Annotated in this window: 22 protein-coding genes; 13 read left to right on the top strand and 9 right to left on the bottom strand. The window is 71.3% G+C overall.

What is annotated here, in order from left to right; all coding sequences use genetic code 11:
* Positions 1 to 15: 15 nt before the first annotated feature.
* From G3576_RS01005 to G3576_RS01020, 4 genes are read right to left on the bottom strand one after another with little or no spacing between them, the layout of a single operon-like run.
* On the bottom strand, positions 16 to 1,161 hold the full coding sequence (locus G3576_RS01005) for a CaiB/BaiF CoA transferase family protein (RefSeq protein WP_164692457.1): 1,146 nt from the start codon (positions 1,159 to 1,161) through the stop codon (positions 16 to 18).
* 4 nt (positions 1,162 to 1,165) lie between these two features.
* A complete protein-coding gene (locus G3576_RS01010) occupies positions 1,166 to 2,326 on the bottom strand; it encodes a M24 family metallopeptidase (RefSeq protein WP_164692458.1) in 1,161 nt (386 codons plus the stop codon).
* Between the two features lie 27 nt (positions 2,327 to 2,353).
* The gene (locus tag G3576_RS01015; RefSeq protein ID WP_164692459.1) at positions 2,354 to 3,316 is read right to left on the bottom strand and encodes a Bug family tripartite tricarboxylate transporter substrate binding protein; all 963 of its coding nucleotides are present in this window, start codon (positions 3,314 to 3,316) and stop codon (positions 2,354 to 2,356) included.
* 25 nt (positions 3,317 to 3,341) lie between these two features.
* On the bottom strand, positions 3,342 to 3,671 hold the full coding sequence (locus G3576_RS01020; protein ID WP_164692460.1) for a DHCW motif cupin fold protein: 330 nt from the start codon (positions 3,669 to 3,671) through the stop codon (positions 3,342 to 3,344).
* A 117-nt stretch (positions 3,672 to 3,788) separates the two neighbouring features.
* Here G3576_RS01020 and G3576_RS01025 point away from each other — a divergent pair, with 117 nt between their 5' ends.
* Positions 3,789 to 4,688, top strand: a complete 900-nt coding sequence (locus G3576_RS01025; RefSeq protein WP_164692461.1) for a LysR family transcriptional regulator — start codon at positions 3,789 to 3,791, stop codon at positions 4,686 to 4,688.
* A gap of 75 nt (positions 4,689 to 4,763) precedes the next feature.
* Here G3576_RS01025 and G3576_RS01030 read toward each other — a convergent pair whose 3' ends face one another.
* Positions 4,764 to 5,279 (bottom strand): cysteine dioxygenase family protein, encoded by a 516-nt coding sequence (locus G3576_RS01030; protein WP_164692462.1) that lies wholly within the window; start codon positions 5,277 to 5,279, stop codon positions 4,764 to 4,766.
* Between the two features lie 212 nt (positions 5,280 to 5,491).
* Here G3576_RS01030 and G3576_RS01035 point away from each other — a divergent pair, with 212 nt between their 5' ends.
* From G3576_RS01035 to G3576_RS01060, 6 genes are all read left to right on the top strand, one after another.
* Entirely contained in the window at positions 5,492 to 6,445 is a 954-nt protein-coding gene (locus tag G3576_RS01035; protein WP_164692463.1) for a Bug family tripartite tricarboxylate transporter substrate binding protein, read from the top strand.
* A 4-nt stretch (positions 6,446 to 6,449) separates the two neighbouring features.
* Complete coding sequence (locus G3576_RS01040; RefSeq protein WP_164692464.1) at positions 6,450 to 7,241, top strand: sulfotransferase family protein; 792 nt, start codon at positions 6,450 to 6,452, stop codon at positions 7,239 to 7,241.
* Between the two features lie 101 nt (positions 7,242 to 7,342).
* Positions 7,343 to 8,383: a TRAP transporter substrate-binding protein DctP gene (gene dctP / locus G3576_RS01045; protein WP_164692465.1), complete on the top strand. Its 1,041-nt coding sequence runs from the start codon at positions 7,343 to 7,345 to the stop codon at positions 8,381 to 8,383.
* 218 nt (positions 8,384 to 8,601) lie between these two features.
* Positions 8,602 to 9,111, top strand: a complete 510-nt coding sequence (locus G3576_RS01050; RefSeq protein ID WP_164692466.1) for a TRAP transporter small permease — start codon at positions 8,602 to 8,604, stop codon at positions 9,109 to 9,111.
* A 4-nt stretch (positions 9,112 to 9,115) separates the two neighbouring features.
* Positions 9,116 to 10,402: a TRAP transporter large permease gene (locus G3576_RS01055; RefSeq protein WP_164692467.1), complete on the top strand. Its 1,287-nt coding sequence runs from the start codon at positions 9,116 to 9,118 to the stop codon at positions 10,400 to 10,402.
* A 547-nt stretch (positions 10,403 to 10,949) separates the two neighbouring features.
* Complete coding sequence (locus tag G3576_RS01060; RefSeq protein WP_164692468.1) at positions 10,950 to 13,484, top strand: ATP-binding protein; 2,535 nt, start codon at positions 10,950 to 10,952, stop codon at positions 13,482 to 13,484.
* Between the two features lie 24 nt (positions 13,485 to 13,508).
* Here G3576_RS01060 and G3576_RS01065 read toward each other — a convergent pair whose 3' ends face one another.
* Positions 13,509 to 14,927, bottom strand: a complete 1,419-nt coding sequence (locus G3576_RS01065) for a M20 family metallopeptidase (RefSeq protein ID WP_164692469.1) — start codon at positions 14,925 to 14,927, stop codon at positions 13,509 to 13,511.
* Between the two features lie 278 nt (positions 14,928 to 15,205).
* Between G3576_RS01065 and G3576_RS01070 the strand changes: the two genes are divergently transcribed.
* From G3576_RS01070 to G3576_RS01085, 4 genes are read left to right on the top strand one after another with little or no spacing between them, the layout of a single operon-like run.
* Entirely contained in the window at positions 15,206 to 15,841 is a 636-nt protein-coding gene (locus G3576_RS01070) for a 4Fe-4S dicluster domain-containing protein (protein WP_164692470.1), read from the top strand.
* Positions 15,838 to 17,442 carry an FAD-binding protein gene (locus G3576_RS01075; protein WP_164692471.1) on the top strand — a complete coding sequence of 535 codons (1,605 nt, stop codon included), beginning with the start codon at positions 15,838 to 15,840 and terminating at the stop codon, positions 17,440 to 17,442. The genes G3576_RS01070 and G3576_RS01075 overlap by 4 nt, the downstream gene beginning before the upstream one ends.
* The gene (locus tag G3576_RS01080) at positions 17,439 to 18,662 is read left to right on the top strand and encodes an NADH-ubiquinone oxidoreductase-F iron-sulfur binding region domain-containing protein (protein ID WP_164692472.1); all 1,224 of its coding nucleotides are present in this window, start codon (positions 17,439 to 17,441) and stop codon (positions 18,660 to 18,662) included. The genes G3576_RS01075 and G3576_RS01080 overlap by 4 nt, the downstream gene beginning before the upstream one ends.
* Positions 18,663 to 18,713: 51 nt before the next feature.
* Positions 18,714 to 19,061 carry an HPF/RaiA family ribosome-associated protein gene (locus G3576_RS01085; protein WP_164692473.1) on the top strand — a complete coding sequence of 116 codons (348 nt, stop codon included), beginning with the start codon at positions 18,714 to 18,716 and terminating at the stop codon, positions 19,059 to 19,061.
* Between the two features lie 10 nt (positions 19,062 to 19,071).
* Here the strand turns inward: G3576_RS01085 and G3576_RS01090 are convergent, their stop codons facing one another.
* The 3 genes from G3576_RS01090 to G3576_RS01100 form a co-directional block, all read right to left on the bottom strand.
* A complete protein-coding gene (locus tag G3576_RS01090; protein ID WP_164692474.1) occupies positions 19,072 to 19,941 on the bottom strand; it encodes a CPBP family intramembrane glutamic endopeptidase in 870 nt (289 codons plus the stop codon).
* A 69-nt stretch (positions 19,942 to 20,010) separates the two neighbouring features.
* Complete coding sequence (locus tag G3576_RS01095; protein WP_164692475.1) at positions 20,011 to 21,462, bottom strand: anion permease; 1,452 nt, start codon at positions 21,460 to 21,462, stop codon at positions 20,011 to 20,013.
* A gap of 76 nt (positions 21,463 to 21,538) precedes the next feature.
* Positions 21,539 to 22,042, bottom strand: a complete 504-nt coding sequence (locus G3576_RS01100) for a hypothetical protein (protein ID WP_164692476.1) — start codon at positions 22,040 to 22,042, stop codon at positions 21,539 to 21,541.
* A 183-nt stretch (positions 22,043 to 22,225) separates the two neighbouring features.
* On the opposite strand from G3576_RS01100, the gene G3576_RS01105 reads away from it, so the two are divergent.
* Positions 22,226 to 23,200 carry an SPFH domain-containing protein gene (locus tag G3576_RS01105; RefSeq protein WP_164692477.1) on the top strand — a complete coding sequence of 325 codons (975 nt, stop codon included), beginning with the start codon at positions 22,226 to 22,228 and terminating at the stop codon, positions 23,198 to 23,200.
* Positions 23,185 to 23,628 carry an NfeD family protein gene (locus tag G3576_RS32475; protein WP_164692478.1) on the top strand — a complete coding sequence of 148 codons (444 nt, stop codon included), beginning with the start codon at positions 23,185 to 23,187 and terminating at the stop codon, positions 23,626 to 23,628. The genes G3576_RS01105 and G3576_RS32475 overlap by 16 nt, the downstream gene beginning before the upstream one ends.
* Positions 23,629 to 23,684: the final 56 nt, after the last annotated feature.

Raw genomic sequence — 23,684 nt, forward strand, 5'->3', positions numbered from 1 at the left:
TGAACTGGGGAAAGCCTATTCCGCGGCGGCGCGGGCCGGAAGGGTAGCGCGGATGGTGGCGCCGTGTTCGTCGAGGCGCGGCGCGGCGGCGCGCACCGCGGGCGGCGTGGCGGAGAGATGGAAGGGCGTGGCGAGGGTGGCGCGGATGCCGGATTCGGCGCCCGGGATGGGGGCCAGCACGCCCATGGCCTCGGCCTGCGGGTGCGCCAGGGCTTCGTCGTAGGACAGCACGGGCTCCGCCGGGATGCCGGCCTCGGCAAAGGCCGAGAGCCAGTGGTCGCGGGGCCTCTCCGCCATGCGGGTGGCGATGAGGGCGACGAGCGCGTCATTGTTGGCCACGCGATCGGCATTGGTGGCGAAGCGCGGATCGGCCGGCAGGTCCGGCGCGCCGATGATGGCGCAGAAGCGCGGCCAGAAATTGGCCTGGGCGGCGCCGACGGTCAGCCAGCCATCGGAGGCCGGAAAGGCGCGATAGGGCGCCGTGCCGCGATGGGACTGGCCGAGCCGTTCGGGCCTGGTGCCCAGCGCCAGCACATGCGCTGCCTCATAGACGCCGAGTGACAGGGCGGAGGTGAAGAGGCTTGCCTCCACCCGCTGCCCCTGCCCCGTCGCGTGGCGGGCGTTGAGCGCGGCGAGGATGGCGATGGCGCATTGCATGCCGGCCGTGAGGTCGCTGATGGCGATGGGCAGGCGGTGCGGCTCTCCCTCCGCCGGGCCATTGCCGGCCATGAGGCCCGCCATGCCCTGCGTCATCAGGTCGAAGCCGCCATGGCCGGCCCAGGGGCCGGTCTGGCCGAAGCCGGAGATGGAGGCGAGGATCAGGCGGGGATGGGCCTGGTGCAGCGCCTCCCACCCCAGCCCCATACGGTCCAGCGTGCCGGGCCGCATGTTCTCCACCAGGATGTCGGCGCGGGCGATCAGGGCGCGGAGCGTCTCCGGTTCCTTCTTCGCATCCAGCACGATGCTGCGCTTGTTGCGGTTCCAGACATCGAAGGGCGCGGAGCGGCCATCGACGAAGGGCGGCATGGTCCGCGCCTCGTCGCCGCCCGGCCGCTCCACCTTGATGACATCGGCGCCGAGGTCGCCGAGCAGCATGGTGCAGTAGGGGCCGGAGAGATGCGTCGAGAGGTCGAGGACGGTGATGCCCGCCAAGGCCGACATGGGATCAGACCTTCACGATCAGCTCGCGCGGGCAGTCCTTCGTCCAGTGGTCGTTTGCGGTCGCGCCGACATGGAAGGTCTCCTCCGTGTGGTGGCGCACCCCGTCGCAGTAGTAGCTGTATTCGACGCAGAGCACGCTGTCGGGCTCCACCACCGTGCGGTTCACGGCGTTCATGCGAGGCTGTTCGTGGCTGCCGAGGCCGATGCCGTGGCCGAGGAATTCGCGCGGGAACTTCTCGAGATACCGGCTGATGTGCTTGTAGCCGCGGTCGAAGATCTCGCCCCCCGTCACGCCGGGGCGGATCCAGGCGCAGAGCTCGAGCTGCGTGTCGTTCAGCCACTTCCAGATGTCCTGCTGGCGCTGGCTGGCGGTGCCGATGAAGTAGCTGCGCACGAAATCGGCGGAATAGCCGAGCACCTGCGCGCCCATGTCCACCTTCACGAAGTCACCGTGCTGAAGGGTATAGCCGCGCGGGAACGGGTCATGCGCGGCGAAGGCGTTCGCGGGGCCAGCGCCGATGTTGATGAAATTCACCGCGGTGGCGCCTTCCTGCAGCATGGTCAGGCAGGCGGCACGGTGGAGGTCGTTGTCGGTGGCGCCGGGGCGGATGGCGGCGCGGAAGGCGGCATGGGCCTTGACCGTGATCCCGGTCGCCAGCTTCAGGCGCCGGATCTCCTCCGGCGTCTTCACCATGCGGACCATCTCCATGTCGAAGGAGATGTCCTCGATCGTGTTGCCGGCGAGGATGCCATCCAGCAGCGTGCGGAAGCCGCTGGTGAGGTTGTCCCCCTCCGTGCCGATGCGCATGCCGGTCACGCCGCGCTCGCTCAGGATCGCCTTCGCGGCACCAGCAAAATCGTCGTAGAAATGCGTGTCCACGTCGGTGAAGAATTCCGCCATGGCATAGGCGCGGACATCCTCGATCCAGGTCAGCGTCATCGCCAGGTGCAGGTCCACCGCCGGCACCACGAAGGCGGGCTTCTTCGCGGGATCACGGAAGTAGAAGACGCAGAAGGGGCGGTAGCCGAGGTTTCCGCCATTGTGGAAGAACTCGCTGATGTAGCGGGAATTCTCCACGCCCCGCACGATGACGAGGTCGAGGCCCTTGCGGTCCATCATGGCGCGCATCCGCGCCTCGTTGAAGATGGTGGGCGTGCGCGACATGCCTGGTTCCGTTTCCTGCAGTGATGGTCAGTCGAGGCGAAGGCCGGTCTGCTCCACCACGCGGCGCCATTTCGGCACCTCCGCGCGGAGCAGCGCGCCCAGTTCCTCCGGCGTGCCGGGGGCGGGTTCGAAGGCCTGGCGCTTGAGGAACTCATCGACCTCGGCCAGGCGGATGACGGCGGTGATTTCCGTATGCAGGCGGCGCAGCACCTCGGCGGGGACGCCGGCGGGCAGCAGCAGGGCCTGCCAGCTATCGACGACGACGTCGGGCAGCGCCTCCGCCATGGTCGGCACATCGGGCGCGAAGGGGGAGCGGCGGGTGGAGGTGACGGCCAGCGCCCTCACCTGCCCCGACTGCATGAAGGGAAGGGCCGCGGGCAGCGTCATGATGCCGCCCTGGATGTTGCCGGCGACCGTGTCCTGCACGGCGGGGCCGCCGCCGCGATAGGGGACATGGGTCAGCGGCACGCGGGCATGGACGAGCTGCGCGACGGCCATGTGGCCCGGCGAGGCGGTGCCGGCGGAGCCGATATTGATCTCCGGCCCGCCGGAGCGCGCGAGGGCGATGAACTCCGCGAAGCTGCGGGCGGGGACGGAGGGGTGGACGACCAGCACCTGCGACAGCGTCGCGATCATCGTCAGCGGCTGGAAGTCGCGGAGCGGGTCGAAGGGCAGCGCGCGGAAGAGGCTCGGGTTCACCGCCAGCGGTTCGGAGGCGATCAGGATGGTGTAGCCATCGGGCCGGGACTTCGCGACGGCGTCGAAGCCGATATTGCCGCCGCCGCCGCTGCGGTTCTCCACCGGCACCTGCCAGGAGAGGCGTTCGCCCAGATGCTTCGCGATCAGCCGCGCGAGGATGTCGAGGCTGCCGCCCGGTGCCGAGGGCACGATGATCCGGATGGGCCGGTTGGGGAAATCCGATTGCGCCCGCACGGGCGTGGCAAGGCTGGCGAGACTGGCGGCGAGTGCCGCACGACGCGTCAGGCGCATCGGCCTTCTCCTCTCGATCCCTGGGTCAATCTACGATGAACAGGGTGGCGCCCGTCTCCGTCCGGCTGCGATGCGGCTCGGCATTCTCGGCCACCTGGTAGGAGACGCCTTCCTTCATCACGAAGACGCGGCCATCGGCGAGCTCGGTGGTCAGCTCCCCCTTCATGACCAGCAGCACATGGCCGCGGGAGCACCAGTGGTCGGCCAGGTAGCCCGGCGAATACTCGACCATGCGGACGCGGATGTTCCCGACCTCCAGCGTGCGCCAGGTGGCGTGGCCGGTCTCGCCCTTGTGGTGCGTCTCCGGCCAGGTGGACCAGTCCACCGTCTGGAAGGGGACGCCTTCGATGATCATGACTTGATGTCCGTTTTGAACACAGGCTGAATACAAGTCTGTTGACGCCGATGCCGCAAGCGGAAAATGTATCTCGGTGCGATGCCCTGCTGGCATCGGGGCGGGAGAATGACGACGATGATGCCTCCGGGCTTGCGCTGCTTCCTGGCCGTGGCCCAGGCGGGATCGATGCGGGAGGCCGCGCTGCGGCTGCGGCTCGCGCAATCCGCGATCAGCCGGCGAATCCAGCAGCTGGAGGAGGAGCTGGGCGTCCAGCTTCTGGAGCGCGGCGCGCGCGGCGTGGCGCTGACCCCGGCGGGGGAGATCCTGCTGCATCACGGGCGGGAGGCGACGCAGCTGACGGAGCGGCTGCGGGCGGACCTGGATGCGCTGCGCGGCGTGCGGCGCGGGCATGTGGTGGTGCGGCTGGTGGAGAGTTTCGCGGCCTCCGGCCTCTCGGCCGCGCTGGCCTCCTTCCGTGCGGCCTATCCCGCGGTCACGCTGGACATCGCGGTGGTGGGGTCGGAGGCGATCCTGGCGGCGCTGCGCGACCGGACCTGCCACCTCGGCATCGCCTTCAACCCGTCGGCCGATCCGGAGGTCGAGGTGCTGGCCTCGGCCGCGGAGCCGCTGGCGGTGATGGTGGCGCCGAACCATGCGCTGGCGGGGGCGGAGAAGCTAACGCTGGCGGAGCTGTCCGGCCTGCCGCTGGTGGCGCCGTCCTATCTCGGATCGTCGCGCGCCCTGTTCGACACGGCCTGCCGCGCGGCGCGGGCGCCGATCCGGCCGGTGCTGGAAACCAACTCGCCGCATGTGGCGGCGGCCTTCATCGCGGATGGCAAGGGCGTTGCGGTGATGGTGCCGCGGGTGCTGGCGCTGCATGCGGCGCTGGGGCGGGTGAAGGCGATCCCGCTGGTCGATCCGCTGCTGAACGGCGGGCGGATCGCGCTGCTGGCGCGGCGCGGACGGCGGCTGCCGGCGGCGGCGGAGGCGATGAGCGCGTCGCTGGCTCGGGTGCTGGAACAGCAGGCGGGCTAGCTGGCGACGGTCCAGGGGCGGTTCGCCCCTGGCGGATGGGGTATGGGGAAGGCAGAGCCTTCCCCATTGACCGGCCTACGCCGCGTGGATCTCGTTCACGTCGCTGCCGAAGCGGTCATAGCCGACGCCGTAGCAGTGGATGGAGATGGCGGTGCGGCAGGACAGGTTCGCGATGCGGTGGATCAGGCGCGGGTCGGCCGGGCCGTGGTTGGCGTCGCCGGGGCGGAGCAGCTTCGTGCCGGTCGGCAGCGGGTGTTCGTCGCCGGGCTCGTAATAGGTCTCGGTCAGCGCGCCCTGGTGGACGGCGAAGGCGCACCAGGTGCGGTGGGCGTGCACGGGGGACATCTGCCCGGGGCGCCAGACCAGCGCGACCACGGCGTAGCCACCCTCGGGATCCGCGCCGAGGAGATGCCGGACATAGCGGTCCGGGCAGCAGGGACAATCGACATCGGCCAGCAGCGTCGGGTCGGCCGCGAAGGCCGCGATGGCGGCGGCGACCGCGCCCGGACGCTCCGACAGGGGCTGGCGCGCGGCGGCGGCGATGCCGGCGAGCATCGTGTCCAGCGGCGGGCGGGTGCGGATGTAGGTCATCGGGGCATCTGTCCTCTGCCCGGGCAGGATAACAGCGTCTTTTTTCTCCGCGCAACCGGGAAAGGGATGGTTATTCCATTTCCCGTTAGCGGGATGGCAAGGACGTCTCCTCCTCTGCCTGCACGGAGAACGGAAGCGGCGGCGGCGCCGGGCCATGACCGCGACGGCGGGGCGCGGTATGCTGGTGGCATCCCAGGATGAGGAATCCCCTGATGCGCCGCCGCACCCTGCTCTCCGCGCCGCTGCTTGGCCTGCTGGCCAGCCCCGCCCTGGCGCAGACCGCCCGCCGGCCGCTCAGGCTCGTCGTCCCCTTCCCCGCCGGCGGCACGGCGGATCTGCTCGGCCGGCTGGCGGCGCGGGAGATCGAGGCCGCGATGGGCATGCCGGTGGTGGTGGAGAACCGCGCCGGGGCGGGTGGCGCCATCGGGTCGGATGCGGTGGCCAAGGGGCCCAACGATGGCAGCGCCATCGTGCTGTCCAACATCGCCTCCCAGGCCATCGGGCCGGCGGTGTCGCGGAACGTGCCCTATGACCCCGTGCGGGATTTCACGCATATCGCGCTGGTCGCCGCCGTGCCCTCCGCCATCGCGGTCAGCGCCAGCGGGCCGATCAGGACGATGGCCGAACTGGTGGAACGGGCAAAGGCATCGCCCGGCGCGGTGCGGTTCGGGTCGAACGGCATCGGCACCTCCAGCCATGTGAAGCTGGAACTGCTGAACCGGGCGGCGGGGGTGGAGATCACCCATGTGCCCTATCGCGGCAGCGCGCCGGCGGTGACGGATGTGATCGGCGGCCAGGTGGAGGGGCTGATCGCGGCGGTGCCGGATATCGGTCGCAACGACCGGCTGCGGCTGCTGGCCATCACCCTGCCGGAGCGCGCCGCGCGCTGGCCGGAGGTGCCGACGGTGGCGGAGGCCGGCTTCCCGACGCTCGTCGCCACCAACTGGTTCGGCCTCTCGGGTCCCGCGGGGATGCCGGCGGAGATCGCGCAGCGGATCAACGAGGCGGTGGTGGCGGGGCTGAACACGCCGGCCATGGTGGACCGCCTGGCGGACCTCGGCGCGCCGCCCAACCGGATGAGCGTGGCGGAATACACGGCGATGGTGGCGTCCGAGGTGCCGCGCTGGGCGGCGGTGGCGCAGGCCGCGAATATCCGCGCGGAGTGACGGGGTGCGCAGCGCGCTGATGGTGCTGGGGATGCATCGCTCCGGCACCTCCGCGCTGACGCGGGTGCTGTCCCTGCATGGGCCGGCACTGCCCGGCGACCTCATGGCCGGGCGGGCGGACAATCCGCGCGGCTTCTTCGAGTCGCGCGGCATGGTGGCGCTGGATGACCGGATGCTGGCGGCACTCGGCAGTGCCTGGGACGATGCGCGGCCCTTCGCCCCCGATGCCGCGGCGGTGCTGGCGGGCTTCGTGCCGGAGTGTGTGGCGCTGCTGTGGGACCAGGTGCCGGCGGGGGCCGCCTTCATCCTGAAGGACCCGCGCGCCTGCCGGCTGCTGCCGGCCTGGCTGCCGGCGCTGGAGGCGGTTGCCGCGCGACCCTTCGCGGTGATCGCGGTGCGCAACCCGCTGGAGGTCGCGGCCTCCCTCGCCACGCGGGACGGGATGGCGAAGCGGGATGCGCTGCGGCTGTGGCTGTCGCATGTGGTGGCGGCGGAGCGCGACACGCGCGGCCTGGACCGCGTGGTGGTGCATTACGACGACCTGCTGCGGGACTGGCGGGGCGTGGTGGCGCGGGTGGGGCTCCGCGTGCGGGGCGAGGCCTCCGCCGCGACGGAAGGGTTCCTGGCCGGCGCGCTGCGGCATCACGGGCGGGGCACCGACGATCTGCTGCGGGACGCGGCGGTGCCGGCGGTGGTGAAGCGCGCCTATGCCGAATTGCGCCGCGCGCCGGGCGAGGATGGGTTGGATCCCGCCGTCTTCGACGCGGCGGCGGGGTCGATTTTCCTCGCGGCCTGATCCGGCGTTTCGGCGCCACTTGCCGAAGGGGCATCGCTGCCCGCATCCTTCCCCCACGGAATGAGCGCCGGGCAAGGCGCATGACCTTGGGAGGGAAGCGGATGACGATCGAGACCAGCCGTCGCGGGCTGCTGCTGGCGGGTGCGGCCACCCTGGCGCTGCCGCATGTGGCGAAGGCGCAGGCCGCCTACAAATCCGAATACAAGCTGACCGTCGTCGGCAACCGGCCGATCCCGCTGTCGGAAGGCGCCTTCCAATGGGCGGACATGGTGACGCAGCGCTCCGGCGGGCGGATCACGGTCAAGGTCTATCCCGGCAGCCAGCTGGTCGGCGGCGACCAGACGCGCGAGTTGGTGGCGATGCGCCAGGGCGTGGTCGATTTCGGCGTCTTCTCCACCATCAACATCTCCCCGCAGATCCGGGAGATGAACCTCTTCTCCCTTCCCTTCCTGCTGAACGACCACAAGGGCTTCGACGCCATCATCAACGGCCCGGTCGGGGAGGAGCTGTTCCGCACCCTGTCGTCCCGCGACGTGGTGCCGGTGGCCTGGGGCGAGAACGGGTTCCGGGAGATCTCGAACAGCCGCCGCGCGATCCGGGAGCCCGGCGACATGCGCGGCATGAAGATCCGCTTCGCCGCCGGGGCCATCTTCAGCGAGATCTTCACGGCCCTCGGCGCCAACCCCGTGCAGATGTCCTTCGCCGATCTGCAGCCGGCACTGTCCACCGGCGCGGTGGATGGGCAGGAGAACCCGATCAACCTGTATCTGGCGTTCCGCATGGACACGCTGGCGCAGCGGCATCTGACCATCTGGAACTACGTGGCGGATGCCGGGGTCTTCGTCGTCTCCAAGCAGGTGATGGACAGCTTCGCGCCGGCCGACCGGCAGCTGGTGCAGGAATGCGCGCGGGATGCGGCGAAGGCGCAGATCGAGGCGAGCCGGAAGGGCATCGGCGTGGATGCCGACCGGTCGAGCCTGGACGAGCTGGCGCGGCGCAACGTGACGGTGACGACGCTGTCGGACGCCGAGAAGCAGGCCTTCGCCCGCGCCACGCGGCCGGTCTACGACAAATGGGCGCAGACCGTGGGCGCCGACCTGGTGCGGCGCGCCGAGGCCGCCATCCGCGGTGCCCGCGCCTGAGCCGTTTTCAAGGGCCCTTTCGCGTGACCGCTTCAGGGCCCCCTCAGACGCCGGGCGCCGGCTTCCGGCCGGCTTGGCTTCGCCGCATGAGCGGCGGCGCCCATTCGGGCGCTCGGACCGGTCTGGTGACCGGTCCGCTGCCATGAACGCCTTTCGGCCCGCCGGGATGACCGGCGGGCCGTTTTCCTTTCTCCTCCCTGCAAGCGAACACCACCGCCATGGCTGCCGAGCCCGATCCCTCCGCCTTCCGGGAAAACCCGCCGACCCGCATCACGCTGAAGATCGAGGAGGTGCTGGTGGCGGCGGCGATGGCGGCGATGGCGCTGATCACCGCGGCCAATGTCGCGACGCGCTACCTGACCGACATCAGCATCAGCTTCACGGAGGAATACTCCGTGGTGCTGATGGTGCTGGTCTCGCTGCTTGGCACCGCCATCGCGACGGCCTCCGGCCGGCACATCAGGATCAGCTACTTCACCGACCTGCTGTCGCCGCGCGGGCAGAAGGTGGCGGAGGGGGTGGCGATGCTGCTGACCATCCTCTGCTTCGGGCTGCTGGTCTGGCATGGCTGGCGGCTGGCCTATGACGAATACCGGTTCGAGGTGCTGTCCTCCGGCCTCGGCCATCCGAACTGGTGGTACACGGGCTGGCTGCCGCTGCTTTCCGCCGTGGTGGTGCTGCGGGCTCTGGGGCGGCTGATCCGCCTGGCGCGCGGCGGGGAGGGCTGAGGCGATGGTCGGCGCGATCCTCTTCCTCACCTTCCTGGTGCTGCTGCTGGGCGGCATCCCGATCGGCGTGGCGCTGGGCCTGGCGGGGGCGCTGGCGATCCTGCTGGCGGACCAGTCCATCCTGGCCATGCCGACCAATGTCTATGCGGGCATCGCCAAGTATCCGCTGATCGCCATCCCGATGTTCGTGCTGGTGGGGAGCGTCTTCGACCGCACGGGGGTGGCGCTGCGGCTGGTGCGCTTCGCGACGGCCATCGTCGGCGCCGGGCGGGGCGCGCTCGCTTCCGTCTCCGTGCTGGTCGCCATGGTGATCGGCGGCATCAGCGGGTCGGGGCCCGCGACCTCGGCGGCCGTCGGCCAGGTCGTCACGCGGAGCATGGTGGCGGATGGCTATCCCCGGCCCTTCATCGCCGGCACCGTCGCGGCCGCCGCGGCGACGGACATCCTGATCCCGCCCTCCATCGCCTTCATCATCTATGCCGTGCTGGTGCCGGGCGTCTCCGTGCCCGCCATCTTCATGGCCGGCATGTTCCCGGGGATCCTCGCGGGCTGCGCCATCATCGCGGCGGTGCTGGCGCTGTCCTTCGTGAACGATTTCGGCGGCAAGGCGCGGGCGGAGGAGCGGCTGAAGGTCTGGCAGACCTTCAAGGAAGCGATCTGGGGGCTGATGGCGCCCGTCGTCATCCTGGGCGGCATGCGCATCGGCGCCTTCACCCCGACCGAGGCCGCCGTCATGGCCGTCTTCTACGGCCTCTTCGTCGGCATCGTCATCTACCGGACGCTGACGCTGCGCGACATCTATGAGATGCTGGTGGAGGCGGGCGAGCTCTCGGCCGTCATCCTCATCGTGGTGGCGCTGGCCAGCGTCTTCGCCTGGTCCACCTCCACCCTCGGCATCGTGCAGCCCGTGGCGACCTGGATCGTCGGGCTGGGGCTCGGGGAATACGGGACCATCGCGCTGCTGATGATCGTGCTGATCTTCATCGGCATGTTCCTGGACGGCGTCTCCACCTTCCTGATCCTGCTGCCGGTGCTGATCCCGATCGCCAATGCCTTCCAGTGGGACCTGACCTGGTTCGGCGTGATCCTGACCATGAAGATCGCGATCGGGCAGTTCACGCCGCCCATGGCGGTCAACCTGATGGTGTCCTGCCGCATCGCCGGCGTGTCGATGGAAAGCACAATCCCTTGGGTTGTGTGGATGATCCTGGCGATGTTCGTGTCGCTGGCGCTGGTTGTGGTGTTTCCCGACATTGCACTCTGGCTGCCCCGGACGCTGGGCACGATGTAACCCCCGGGAAAAGGCGGGTCGGCGGCGCGTTGCGGCTCGAATCGGTGGCGCATCAGATAGTTTATGTATCATACATTAACTACATTTTAATCACAGACATCCTGCGGTTGAACCGAGCGCATGATACTCAAGCTTCATGCGCGTAATGGCCCGTATTTCGCCCTCGGGCGGATGTCGTGAATGGTCGCCACGCCGTGGCCGCGCGACGTCAGCGCGAGTCGCGGCCGTGGTGGCGTCCTGCCTGACGGGGGGTGGCGCGATCGGGGTGCGCGGAGGAAACGGGAGACAACCCTTGATTGTCGGCGCTGCTGCGCATGCAGTCGGGAAATGTCGGCTTCGTTTAGATTTGCCACGGAAGCGGGTGCTACCGAGGCAGCGCGACGAATGAGCGCCTGGACCGAGTCACGATGATGCATCGGCTGCCCCTCCCCGCGCCCACCCCGACGTCACGGCCCCGGCTGCCGGGCCACCCCCGATGACCACCTTCTCCACCCTCACGTCGCCGCACGGCCTGGTTCGCGAGGGACGCGGGGGGCAAGGCAGCCGTTTGCGGCTTCGTCGCGCCGCGGTCGGCCTGGCCGTGGCGGCCAGCATCGTCGGCGCCTGGTGGCTGGCGGCGCGGGTGACCGATGAGGCCACGCAGTCGGAGACGGCCCGGGTCTATGCGCGCGCCGATGCGGATGCGGTGGCGGCGGAGAATCTGGTCCGCCGGATCGCGGAAGATGCGCGGGCGCTGCGCGACCTGGCCCAGCGCTGGCTGCTGGCGGAAGGCGTCGAAGCCGCCGTGCGGCGGGATGAGATCGAGCAGTCGATGCGCGCGCTGCTGACGCTGCGCGGCCTGCCGGTCTTCCACCTGATGATCACGGGCCCGGACGGCGTGACGCAGTGGCAGAGCCGGCCGAACATGCCGGCGGTCAACCTGGCCGATCGGCACCATGTGGCGGTGCACCGGACCAACGTGCCCTCCCCCTGGTTCGGCCAGCCCGTCACCTCCCGCGCGACGGGAGAGACGGTGGTGCCGGTGACGCTGCGCCTGGACGACCCGCTCGGCCGCTTCAGCGGCGTGGTGGTGCTGCACTACCTGCCCGCGGATCTCGGCCGGGCGCTGGCGCTGCTCGGCACCGGCGGCGATGCCGTGGTGAAGCTGATCCGCAACGACGGCGTGCTGCTGGCGCATAGCGGCTTGCGGCCGGAGATGCTGGGCCGCCGCGTGCTGCCGGAGGCGGTGCGCCAGGCGGCGGAGGGCGTGCGGGTGATGCGCCAGCGCACCGCCACCGCGATCGAGAACGAGGCGATGCTGCTGGTGCTGCGCGCGTCCGACCAGGCGAATGTCATCGCGGTGGCGGGGCAATCCGCGGCCAGCGCGCTGGCGCCGGTGGTGAAGGTGCGCAACCTGGCCCTGGCCACGGCGGCGGGCTATTCGCTGGCGGCGGTGCTGATGCTGGCCTTCGGCTACGGCATCGTGCGCCAGCGCCGCCTGCGGCGGGAAGCCGCCATGCTGCGCGCGGGGCGGGCGGAGGTGGAGCGGCTGCAGAACAAGCTGCCGGTCGTGATCTTCCTGCGCAAGGTCTTCCCCGATGGCACGGCGCGCATCCTCTACCGCACCGGCGACATCAAGGGCGTCACAGGCTGGGTGAATGGCGAGCTGGACGGGCTCGGCCCCTGGGACGACTACGTCACCGAAAGCTCCCTGACGCTGGCGGAAAGCAACGCGCTGGTGCTGCGCGACGGCTTCGCGCAGACGACCTGGAAGCTGCGCCAGCCCGATGGCAGCCAGCGCCGCATGCTGACGCAGATGGAGCGGCTGTCGCTCAACCCCGCCGGGGGCGGCGAGGTGGTGGGCTACATCCGCGACCTGACGGCGGAACACAGCGCGTCCGAGCGGGAGGCCGCGGCGCGGCAGGAACTGGACGACACGCTGGCGCTGGCGCCCGTCATCGTCTTCCGCGCCATGCTGTCGGCGGATGCGCGCGACATGATCGACCAGGGCCGGCCCTGGTACCGGGAGCTTTTCGTCAGCCGGAGCGTGGAGCCGGTCTCCGGCTGGACGCCGGAGGCGCTGGCGGCGGAGGGCGGGCTGCCTGGCGTGCTGGAACCCTGGGACAGCCTGGTGGCCGGGATCGATGCGCTGAAGCGCGACGGCGCCTGGGCCGCCGATCTCGGCCTGCGGCACGGCGATGGCGGCAGCATCCTGGTGCGCGTGACGGTGCGGCTGGTGGCGGTGGAGGGGGAGGCGCTATCGGTCGTCGGCTACATCGCCGACGTGACGGCGGAACGCGATGCCAAGGCGCGCGCCATCGGCAGCGCCCGGCTGGCCTCGCTCGGCGAACTGGCGGCGGGGCTCGCGCATGAGCTGAAGCAGCCGCTGCAGGCGATCGAGCTGGCGGTGAGCAACGCGCATAGTGCGCAGAAGCGCGGGAACATGGCGGCGATCGGCCAGCGGCTGGACCGCATCACCACCTACACGCGGCGGGCCAACCAGGTGATCGAGCATCTGCGGCGGCTGGCGCGCGGCACCGATGACACGACGCCGCCGGAGCCGATCCATATCGAGGAAGCGCTGGCGGGCGTGCTGGCGCTGATGGCGGGGCCGCTGCGCGATGGCGGCGTGGTGACGCGGGTGGAGCTGGCGGACCCGCCCCCGCGGGCGCTCGGCCACAACGTGGCGCTGGAACAGGTGCTGGTGAACCTGCTGGCCAATTCGCGGGATGCCATGCAGTCCCTGCTGCCGGAGGCGCCGCGGCTGGTGACGCTGAAGGCGGAGACGGTGGCGGAGGGCCGGGTGCTGATCACCGTCTCCGACACCGGCGGCGGCATTCCGCCGCAGGTGATGGCGCGGCTCTTCGAGCCCTTCGTCACCACCAAGGGGCTGGAGCGCGGCACCGGGCTCGGCCTTTCCATCTGCCAGGGCCTGATCCGGCAGATGGGCGGCACGATCACGGCGGCCAATGAGGGGCCGGGGGCGGTCTTCCGGATCTGCCTGCCGGGCGCGCCGGCGGCGCCCGGCGAAGCGCCGGTCGCGGTGGCGTCGGCAGAGCCCTTCTGCACGGCGCCGGTGCGGGACAGCCAGGCTGCGGCCTGACCGCCCCGCCCCGGGCAGGGCGTTCTACAGGCTCATGTCCAGCGCGGGGGTGGCGTCGGGCGGCAGCGGGCTTTCGTAGTCCTTGCCGCCGGTGCGCTTGCGGTGGTCGGCCTTGGCTTCCGCGATGATGGTGGGGTTCAGCAGCGCGTCCACCGCCGTGCCGGCCATCACCTTCGCCACATGCACCATGCCCTTGTGGGCCGCCGGCAGCTTGCCCTGGCCGGTCAGCTGCCAGGAATGGAAGGGCGTGCCGATGGCGCAGGTGGCGCCGCGGGCCTGCACCGTCGGCACCTTCCAGGAGACGTCGCCGACATCGGTCGATCCGATCATCGGCACGCCCTTGGCGTTCTCGGGCACCACCTGCTCGCACAGCACCTCGCCCGGGCGGGGCTCCACGCCGACGCGGCGCCAGGCGGAGGCGATGTCCTCCTCCGACAAGGTCGCCTGGAAGGCGGCGGCGATCTTGCGGTCCTCATCGTCCCAGACGGGGGCGCCGAGGCGCGCGAGGTTGGCGTGCATCGCCTTTTCCAGGGCGGTGTTGCCGACGAGCTCGGAGACGGCGGAGACGACGCGGGTGCTGACCGTGCATTCCGTCATCAGCGCGGCGCCGTCCGCGATCTTGCGGACGCGCGTGACCAGCTGCTTCAGCTCCGCCACGTTGCGGGCGCGGATGAGGTAGCGGACCTTGGCCGTCGCCTGCACCACGTTCGGCGCGATGCCGCCGGCATCGAGATAGGCGTAGTGGATGCGGGCGTCGGAGGGCATGTGCTCCCGCATGTAGTTCACGCCGACATTCATGAGCTCCACGGCATCGAGCGCGGAGCGGCCGAGATGCGGCGCCGCGGCGGCGTGGGACGCGCGGCCGGTGAAGGAGAAGTCGATGCGCGTATTCGCCAGGCTGATCGCGTCATCGACGCCGGCGAAGTTCGACGGGTGCCAGGTGATGGCGATGTCGACATCGTCGAAGGCGCCGTCGCGCACCATGAAGCCCTTGGCGGCGCCGCCTTCCTCGGCCGGGCAGCCGTAGTAGCGGACCCGGCCGGGCAGGTTGTTGGCCTTGAGGTAGTCCTTCACCGCGGCGGCGGCCATCAGGCTGGCGGAGCCCAGCAGGTTGTGGCCGCAGCCATGGCCGCGGCTCTCGCCCGGCACGGGGCGGGGCTCGGTGACGCCGGCTTCCTGGGACAGGCCCGGCAGCGCGTCGTATTCGCCGAGGATGGCGATGACGGGCCCGCCCTCCCCGAACTCGCCCATCACGGCGGTCGGGATACCGGCGACGTTGGTGGTGACCTTGAAGCCCTCGGCCTCCAGCATGGCGCGGTGCTCGGCGCTGCTGCGGTGCTCGTCGTAGCAGAGCTCCGGCATGCCCCAGATGCGGTCGGAGAGTTCGACATAGGGCTCGCGGCGCTGATCGACCAGGCGCCAGATCTGTTCTTCGTTGGCCATCGGGCAACTCCTTCAGGATGGCCCATTCTCGCCCGGATCGGGCGGGCGGGCCAGAAGGGGTCGAGCGCTCGCGACAGGTTCAAGGGGGAGCTAGCGGCCGGCAAAGCCGGCCGAGGCCGCGACGGGTGCCCATCTGCGTTGCGTTGCAACGCTGATGGGGTCCCGGAATGCGGCCCGCCGGATGTCCGGCGAGCCAAGCCGGCGGAGCCGGCGCCCGGCTCCTGAGGGCATGACATATGTCATTGGAACCGGGGCGGTCGCTCTGGGACAGTGGCGGCATGACGATCCCGATCATCATCGACGGCCACGCCATCGAGGCGCCGGACGGGGCCTCCCTGATCCAGGCCTGGATCGCCGCGGGGCTGCCGCTGACGGAGAATGTCGGCTGCATGGGCCAGGGGGTCTGCGGGGCCTGCCGGGTATTGGTGCGGCGGGAGGGGGAGCGGATCGCGGCCGCGGCGCTGGCCTGCGAGACACGGGCCGAGGCCGGCATGCAGGTGGCCTTCATCGACCATTTCCCCGCCCGGCGGCCGCATGCCTATGACCTCGACGCCATGGGCGACAGCTGGTCGGCGCTCGGCCAGGTGGATGCGGTGTTCCCGGAGGCGAAGCATTGCCGGCATTGCGGCGGCTGCGACGCGGCCTGCCCGAAGGGGATCGAGGTGCAGAAGGCCGTCAACCTGGCGGTGGAGGGCCGGGCGCTGGCGGCGGGGGCGCTGTTCGACCATTGCGTCATGTGCAACCTCTGCGTCGCCGCCTGCCCGGAACACATCGCGCCGTCGCATCTCGGCCAATTCCTGCGGCGGATGGCGAACAGCCTGACCCTGCGGCCGGGCGATTTGATCGAACGCATTCGGCAGATAGAGAATGGCAGCCAGGCGATCGACCTGGACGCGCCGGGTGCGCAGCCATGATCGGCTGGGAGCAGGCGCTGGCCACGCCGCGCGATGCGGCGCCGCCACCGGCCTTCGACAAGGAGTCGCTGCTGCGGGGCTTCCACCCGGACCATGCGCCGGGCGCGATGGTGCCGCTGCGGGTCGGCGTCTCCGCCGGGCAGCCCTGCCCCGCCGCGCTGGCCGACCTGCTGCAGGCGAATGCGCTGGTGGAGGATGTGGACATCGCCGGCCGCGCGATGCGGGAGGCGGAGGTGCTGGTGGTGGGGGGCGGCGGCGCCGGCTGCGTCGCGGCGCTGACCGCGGCGCGGGCGGGCGCACGGGTGCTGATGCTCACCAAGCTGCGCATGGGCGACGGCAACACGGTGATGGCGGAGGGCGGCATCCAGGCGGCGGTGGGCGCCGAGGATTCGCTGCAGCGGCACTACGAGGACACGCTGCGCGCCGGGCATTTCCGTGCCGATCGCGCGCTGGTCGCGGCGATGGTGCAGGACGGGCCGGAGGCGATCCGCTGGCTGATCCAGCAGGGCATGGGCTTCGACCTGGCGGAGGGCGAGGACCGCATCGGCGGCCACCTGCGGCGCAAGAAGCCGGGCGGCGCGACCGCCGCGCGGCTGCTCTCCTTCCGCGACTACACCGGGCTCGAGCTGATGCGCGTGATCCGGGAGGCGGTGCTGCTGACCCCCGGCATCACCGTGCTGGAGCGGCACCCGGCGGTGGAGCTGCTGACGGACCCGCATGGGCGCTGCGCCGGCGCCGTGGCGCTGGACCTGGAGCGGCGGGAGATTCTGCTGGCCCGGGCCGGGGCGGTGGTGCTGGCGACGGGCGGCGCGGGGCGGCTGCACCTCTCGGGCTTCCCGACCAGCAACCACTACGGCGCGACGGCGGATGGGCTGGTGCTGGCCTATCGGCTGGGGGCGCGCCTGCGGGAGGTGGAGAGCTTCCAGTACCACCCGACCGGCATCGCCTGGCCGCCCCACCTGGCCGGCACGCTGATCAGCGAGGCCGCGCGGGCGGCGGGCGGGAAGCTGTTCAACGGGCTCGGGGACCGCTTCGTCGATGAGCTGGCGCCGAGGGACGTCGTGGCCGCGGCCATCCTGCGGGAGATCGCGGAAGGCCGCGCGGTGGCGCGGGAGGGCTGCGCAGGCGTGCTGCTCGACACGCCGGGGCTGGAGGCCGCGCAGCCCGGCATCCTGGCGAAGCGGCTGGTCACGCTGTCGCACCTGGCGCATCGCGCGGGCTTCGACCCGGCGCGGGAGCCCTTCCTGATCCGCCCGACGCTGCACTACCAGAATGGGGGCATCGCCATCGATGCGGAGGGCCGCACGGCGGTGCCGGGGCTGTTCTGTGCCGGCGAGGCCTCGGGCGGGCTTCACGGGCTGAACCGGCTGATGGGGAATGCGCTGCTGGAGCTGGTGGCCTTCGGGCGGCGCGCCGGGGCGGCGGCGGCGGAGGCGGTGCGGGAGGATCGGCCGCGGGGCGTCGGGCTGACGCATCTCGCGGAGTGGGAACGGGGGCTGGTGGCGGCGGGGCTGCCGCTCGACCGCCGGGCGCCGATGGTCTTCCCGGCCTATGGAAACGTCGATCTGGCGGCGATGCTGCGGAAGCGGGTGGCGGCATGAGGGTCCTCACCGATCCCGCGCTGCGGGTTGCCGCGCTGGCCGACCACCTCGCCGTGGCGGGGGATGGGCTGCGCGCGGCGCTGCGCGATCCCGCCGGCATCATCCCGGCGATCGAGGCGGCGGGGCTGCGCGGCCTGGGCGGCGCGGGCTTCCCGGCGCACCGGAAATGGGCGGCCGTCGCGGCGGAGCCCGGGCCGGGCAAGTGGATCATCGCCAATGGCAACGAGGACGAGCCCGGCACCTTCAAGGACCGCTTCCTGCTGGCGGAGACCCCGCACCAGGTGATCGAGGGCGCGCTGGTCGCCGCCGTGGCGGTGCGGGCCTCGCGGGTCGCGCTCTATGTCAATCCGCGCGAGGCGGCCGGCGTCAGGGCGCTGCGGGAAGCGGCGGCGGCGTGGGAGGCGCATCCGCTGCTGGCGGCGGTGTCGGCGGTGGTGGGAGAGGCCGTCGAGCTGCGCGTGGTGGAGAGCAGCGGGCTCTATATCGGCGGCGAGGAGACGGCGGCCGTCGCCTCCGTGCAGGGCGGCTTCCCCTTCCCCGCGTTGAAACCCCCCTTCCCCGCCCAGCACGGCGTCGGTGGTGCGCCCACGCTGGTCAACAATGTGGAGACGCTGGCCCAGGCCGGGCACATCCTGGCCAAGGGAGCCGCCTGGTATCGCGGCCTCGGGATCGGGGATGCCGCGGGGGTGAAACTGTTCTCGCTCTCGGGCGACGTGCTGCGGCCGGGGCTGCACGAGCTGCCGATGGGGACCAGCCTGCGGGCGCTGGTCTTCGAGCATGGCGGGGGGATGCTGGGCGGGCGCGGCTTCAAGGCGGTGTTCACGGGCGGGCCCTCCAACACGCTGCTGACGGCGGCCGACCTGGATGTCGCGATGGATTTCGACAGCCTGCGGGCGCGGGGCTCGCGGCTCGGCACCGGGGCGATGATCGTGGTCTCGGACGGCACCTCCATCCTGCGCAAGACGGCGGAGTATGTGGCCTTCTTCGCGGCATCGAGCTGTGGGCAATGCCCGCCCTGCAAGGTCGGCACCTTCCAGGTCGCGCGGCTGCTGGAGAGGCTCGAAGCCGGCGCAGGCCGGCCGGGCGATCTGGAGGCGCTGCGCAACCTGGCCGCGCTGCTGCCGGGCAGCGGGCGCTGCGGGCTGGTGGATGGCGCGGCGACGGTGCTGGCGAGTTCGCTGGCGACCTTCCCGGAGGAATACGCCCGGGCCCTGAGGTGACAACCCTCGGCGCCTCCCGGCGTTGCCCCCTCAAGCAACCGGGAGACAGCCATGCAGGTCCAGGTCAACACGGACAACGACACCAATGGCAGCGCCGCGCTGGTGGAGCGCGTGCAGGAGAAGGTCGAGGGTCAGCTCGGCCGCTTCGCGCAGCACCTGACTCGGGTCGAGGTGCACATCAACGACGTGAACGCGGAGAAGGGCGGCACCGACAAGCGCTGCATGATCGAGGCCCGGCCCTCCAACGCCAAGCCCATGGCGGTGACGCATGAGGCCGATACGGTGAAGCAGGCGCTGCTCGGCGCGCTGCAGAAGGCGTCCCGCCAGCTGGACAGCGCGCTCGGCAAGCGGATGGACCGCAAGGGGGCGGAGAGCATCCGCGCCCACGACCCCGGCTGAGACGCGCGGATCAGGCCCCTTGGCGCCAGGGCGGGGGCCGCATCCGGCCCTGGCGGATGGCCAGGGCCAGCAGCACCACGCCCGTCGCGGTGCAGAGCAGGAAGGCGACCAGCGACGCTTCCAGGCCGAAGCTGCCGCCCGTCAGCGCCACGGGCCCGTCGATGCGGGGGCGGATGAGGCCTGGGGCGGTGACGCCGCCGGAGACGATGCCCGAGAAGATGCCGGATTGCGTGTAGTTCCACGCCATGTGGAAGCCGATGCCGAGCCAGAGGCGGCGCGTCAGCACATAGGCGGCGGCCAGCAGCAGCCCGGCCTCGATGCTGATGAACAGCGCGCCGAGCACCGTCGCCGCGGGGTTCAGCAGGTGCATGAAGCCGAAGACGAGGGAGGAGAGGATGAGGGCGATCCAGCTGCCGGCCATCTCCTCCAGGATGCGGAACAGCGCGCCGCGGAAGAGCAGCTCCTCGAAGATGCCGGAGCTGATCGCCATGGCGATCGCCGGCAGCAGGAAGGCCCAGGGGTTCAGGCCCTCGACCCGGTAGATGCCGGGCAGCATCAGAATCAGCACGCAGGCGGCGTAGAGCCCTGCGCCGATCGCAAGGCCGACCGGCAGGTCGCGGCGCAGCGGCGGCAGGGCGAGTTCGCTCACGGCGCGACCCTCGATGAACCGGACGAAGGCGGCATAGGCAGCGAGGCCGAGCGCGCCCATGCCGGCGGCGGCAAGGGCCGCGCGGATCGGCTGGCCCGCGAAGGCCAGCATGACGTCGTTGCTCATCACCAGCATGGCGAAGAGCAGCCCACCCAGCAGCACCAGGCGGACCGGCGGAAGGCGGAACACCCGGAGCCAGAGGGCAGGCTTCGGGGTGGAGGGATCGGTCATGCGGGCAGCCCGGCGCGGCCCGCCGAGGCTAGGCCCCCCGGGCCGATCCGGCCAAGGGATTCGGACGGGCTAGCGGATCAGCATGATCCAGGGGATGCCCACCACCAGGAAGACGGCCAGGAACAGCGCGCCGAAGACCGCGCCGAGCCGCCAGTAGTCGCCGGAAGGCAGGTAGCCGCTGCCGTAATAGACCGGGCTCGGCCCCGTCGCGTAGGGCGTCAGGATGCCCATGATGCCGAGGGTGAGCACGAGGGCGAGGGTCAGCGCCTTCATGTCCATCCCCGGCACCGCGGCGCCCACCGTCAGCATCACCGGCAGCAGCGCCGTGACATGCGCGGTGACGGAGGCGAAGGCGTAGTGGGCGAGGTAGAACACCACCACGAGCGCCACCAGCGCGACCATGGGCGAGACGCCGGCGACGGCGCCGCCGACCTTGCCCGCGAACCAGGCGACGAAGCCCACCTGCGCCAGGCCGCCCGCCAGCGCCACCAGCGTCGCGAACCAGGCGAGCGTATTCCAGGCCTGCCTGTTACCCAACACGTCGTCCCAGGACGCGATGCCGGTCAGCACGATGGCGGCGAAGACCGCAAGCCCGACCGTGGTGCTGTTGAAGGTCGGCTCGCCGAAGACCCAGAGGGCGAGCGCGGCCACGACGAGGAGGCCGAGCGTGACCTCCTTCCGCGTCAGCCCGCCCATGCGCTTGAGCTCATCGCTGGCCCAGGCGACCACTTCAGTCCCTTCCGTCACCTCCGGCGGGTAGAGCTTCCAGGCCAGCGCCGGCACGGCAAGGAGAAGCACCGCGCCGACGGGGACGAAGGCCAGGAACCACTCGAACCAGGTGATGGTGACGCGCGCGGTGCGGGCGGCGAGTTCCAGCGCCAGGAGATTGGGCGCCAGCGCGGTGAGGAACATGGAGGAGGTGACGCAGGTGGCGGCGATGGCCGTCCACATGACGTAGCCGCCGATGCGCCGCGCGGTGGGATCGTTGGGCAGGCTGCCATAGAGCGGCGGCAGGTTGCGCACGACCGGATAGATGGTGCCGCCGGAGCGTGCCGTGTTGCTCGGCGTGAAGGGCGACAGCGCCAGGTCGGCGAAGGCGATGGCGTAGCCCAGCGTCAGCGTCCGCCGCCCCATGGCGCGCACCAGCAGCAGCGCGATGCGGCGGCCAAGCCCTGACTTCTCGTAGCCCAGCGCGAACATGAAGGCTGCGAAGATCAGCCAGACGGTGGCGTTGCTGAAGCCCGACAGCGCCCAGGTGAGCGAGGCCGTGGCGGGTCGAAAACCCGGCCGTGCCAGCTCCGCCGGGCCGTAGAGCACCCAGGGCGAGAGCAGCGCGATCAGCGTCACGCCCGTCAGCCCGATCAGCGCGCCGGGGATGGGTTCCAGCACCAGCGCCAGCACGACGCCCGCGAAGATGGCGAAGTAGAGCCAGGCATGCGGTGCCAATCCCTCCGGCGCCGGAAGCAGGGCCAGCAGCGCGGCGAGTGCCACGGGCGCGGCCAGCTTGATCCAATGCGGCATGTCTCACCCCGGTCGTTGCGGGGGGATCCTGCACGCGGCGGCGGCCCGCCGCCTTGATGCGGCGCAAGAGGCGCGGTCAGCGGCGCCCAGGCAGCGGGGGCATCGCGTTCTTCTGCGCCGTCAGGCCCTGGAGGCGCAGCAGGTCCAGCCCCTGGGCGGAGGTGGCATCGTCGATGCCCTGCCGGAGCTGGGCGATGGTGGCGTCGAATTCCTGGCGCGTGCCGGTGCCGTCATCCCCCGCATCCGGCACCGCGATGCCGCTGGCCTCCAGCCAGGCCTTCACGTCCTGGGTCTGGCCGTCATGGTCGGTGAAGGTGCCGTAGGCGTCCTCCCCCTCGGTGGGCCTGTCGTCGCGCAGTTCCCGCAGCACGCGGTCGGCATCGTCCAGCCAGTCGCCCCGATCCGACAGCCCGGCCAGGACCGTCCCGATCTGCGCCTCGATCGTGGCCAGGCGCTGTTCCTGCACCCGGGCCAGCATCCCCTCCAGCGCCGGGTTGCCGCCGCCGGCGCCCCCCGCCACGCGCTCGAGTTCCGAGAGATCCAGCCGGACGGGGCCCGCCGGCCTTTCCTGCCCTTCCATCGTCCTGCGGGCTCCTCCATCGCGCCGCCGATGATAGCCACCACCGTCCTTACGGAAGCGTTGCGGCCGCGACGCCGCCAGGGCGGCGTGCGGGCGTGCCACACGCGAACGTCATCGCCGCGCCGCATTCGCGGGGCGTGAATTGGGTCCACACCCTGCTTCGTGCCCGCCAGAGGATTGCCCATGCCCGACATCCCCCTCGCGACCATCATCCTCGTCATCATCCTCATCCTGGCCGTCGTCACCGTCGCCAAGGGCGTGCGCACCGTGCCGCAGGGCGAGGTCTGGTCGGTGGAGCGCTTCGGCGCCTTCACGCGGCTGCTGCAGCCCGGCCTCAACCTGATCATCCCCTATGTCGATGGCATCGGGCGCAAGCTGAACGTGCAGGAAGTGGTGCTCGACATTCCCGAGCAATCCGTGATCACCAAGGACAATGCCTCGGTCGCCGTGGATGGCATCGTCTATTACCGCGTCATGGATCCGGCCAAGGCGGCCTATGCGGTGCAGGACCTCAAGCAGGCGCTGGTGGCGATGGCCATGACCAACATCCGCGCGGTGATCGGCGAGATGGACCTGGACCAGACGCTGTCGTCGCGGGACCGGATCAACACCTCCCTCCTCAGCATCCTCGATGGCGCGACGGAGGCCTGGGGCGCCAAGGTCAGCCGGGTGGAGATCCGCAAGATCGAGCCGCCAGAGAACCTGATCCGCGCCATGAACCTGCAGATGACGGCGGAGCGCGAGCGTCGCGCCAGCGTGGCGAAGGCGGAGGGCGACAAGCAGGCGCTGGTGCTGCAGGCGGAAGGGCGGCGCGACGCCGCGCTGCGCGACGCGGAGGCGCGGGAGGCGCTGGCCCAGGCGGAGGCCAACGCGACGCGCATGGTGGCGGAAGCGGCCGCCGGCGCGGGGTCCGACGCGCTGCGCTACTTCATCGCCCAGCAATACGTGAAGGCCTTCGAATCCCTGGCGGGCAACCCGGCTTCCAAGCTGGTGGTCGTGCCGATGGAAAGCGCTTCGCTGGCCGGCGGCATCACCCAGGCGATGGAGTTGCTGCGCGCCGCGCCAGGGACGCCGCCCGCCGCGCCGCCCGCCGCGCCGCCCGCGGCCCCGCCGCCGGGCCCGAGCCTGCCGGGGGTGAGCCCGTGGAACCGGGGCTGATCTGGATCCTCGCGGGGCTGGTCGGGCTCGGCGCGGAACTGCTGCTGCCGGGGGTGTGGTTCCTCTGGGCCGGCATCGCGGCGATCGGCACCGGCCTTGTCGTGCTGGTGCATGATCCCGGCTTCGCGCTGGAGGTCGCCACCTTCCTGGTGTTGCTGGCGGGTGGCGTGCTCGCCTCCCTGCGGTTCAAGCGGCGCGTGGAGGGGACGGCACGCCGGGTGAATGCGCCGGAAGCCGGGCTGGTCGGGCGCCATGCGACGGTGATCCAGGACGATCCCAACGCGCTGCGCGTGCGGCTGGGCGACAGCGACTGGCCGGCGCGGCTGCCGCGCGATGTGGCGGCGATGCGAACCGGCGACAGCGTCCGCGTGGAGGGTGTGGACGGGACCGTGCTGATCGTGAGGCCCGCCGACGCCCCGCGCGCTTGATGCGCCGGCGGAATCGCGCCTAGCCTTCCTGCAAGCGTGCCGGGGATCGGCCGCAT

Source organism: Falsiroseomonas algicola, assembly GCF_011040385.1.
Lineage (GTDB): Bacteria > Pseudomonadota > Alphaproteobacteria > Acetobacterales > Acetobacteraceae > Falsiroseomonas > Falsiroseomonas algicola.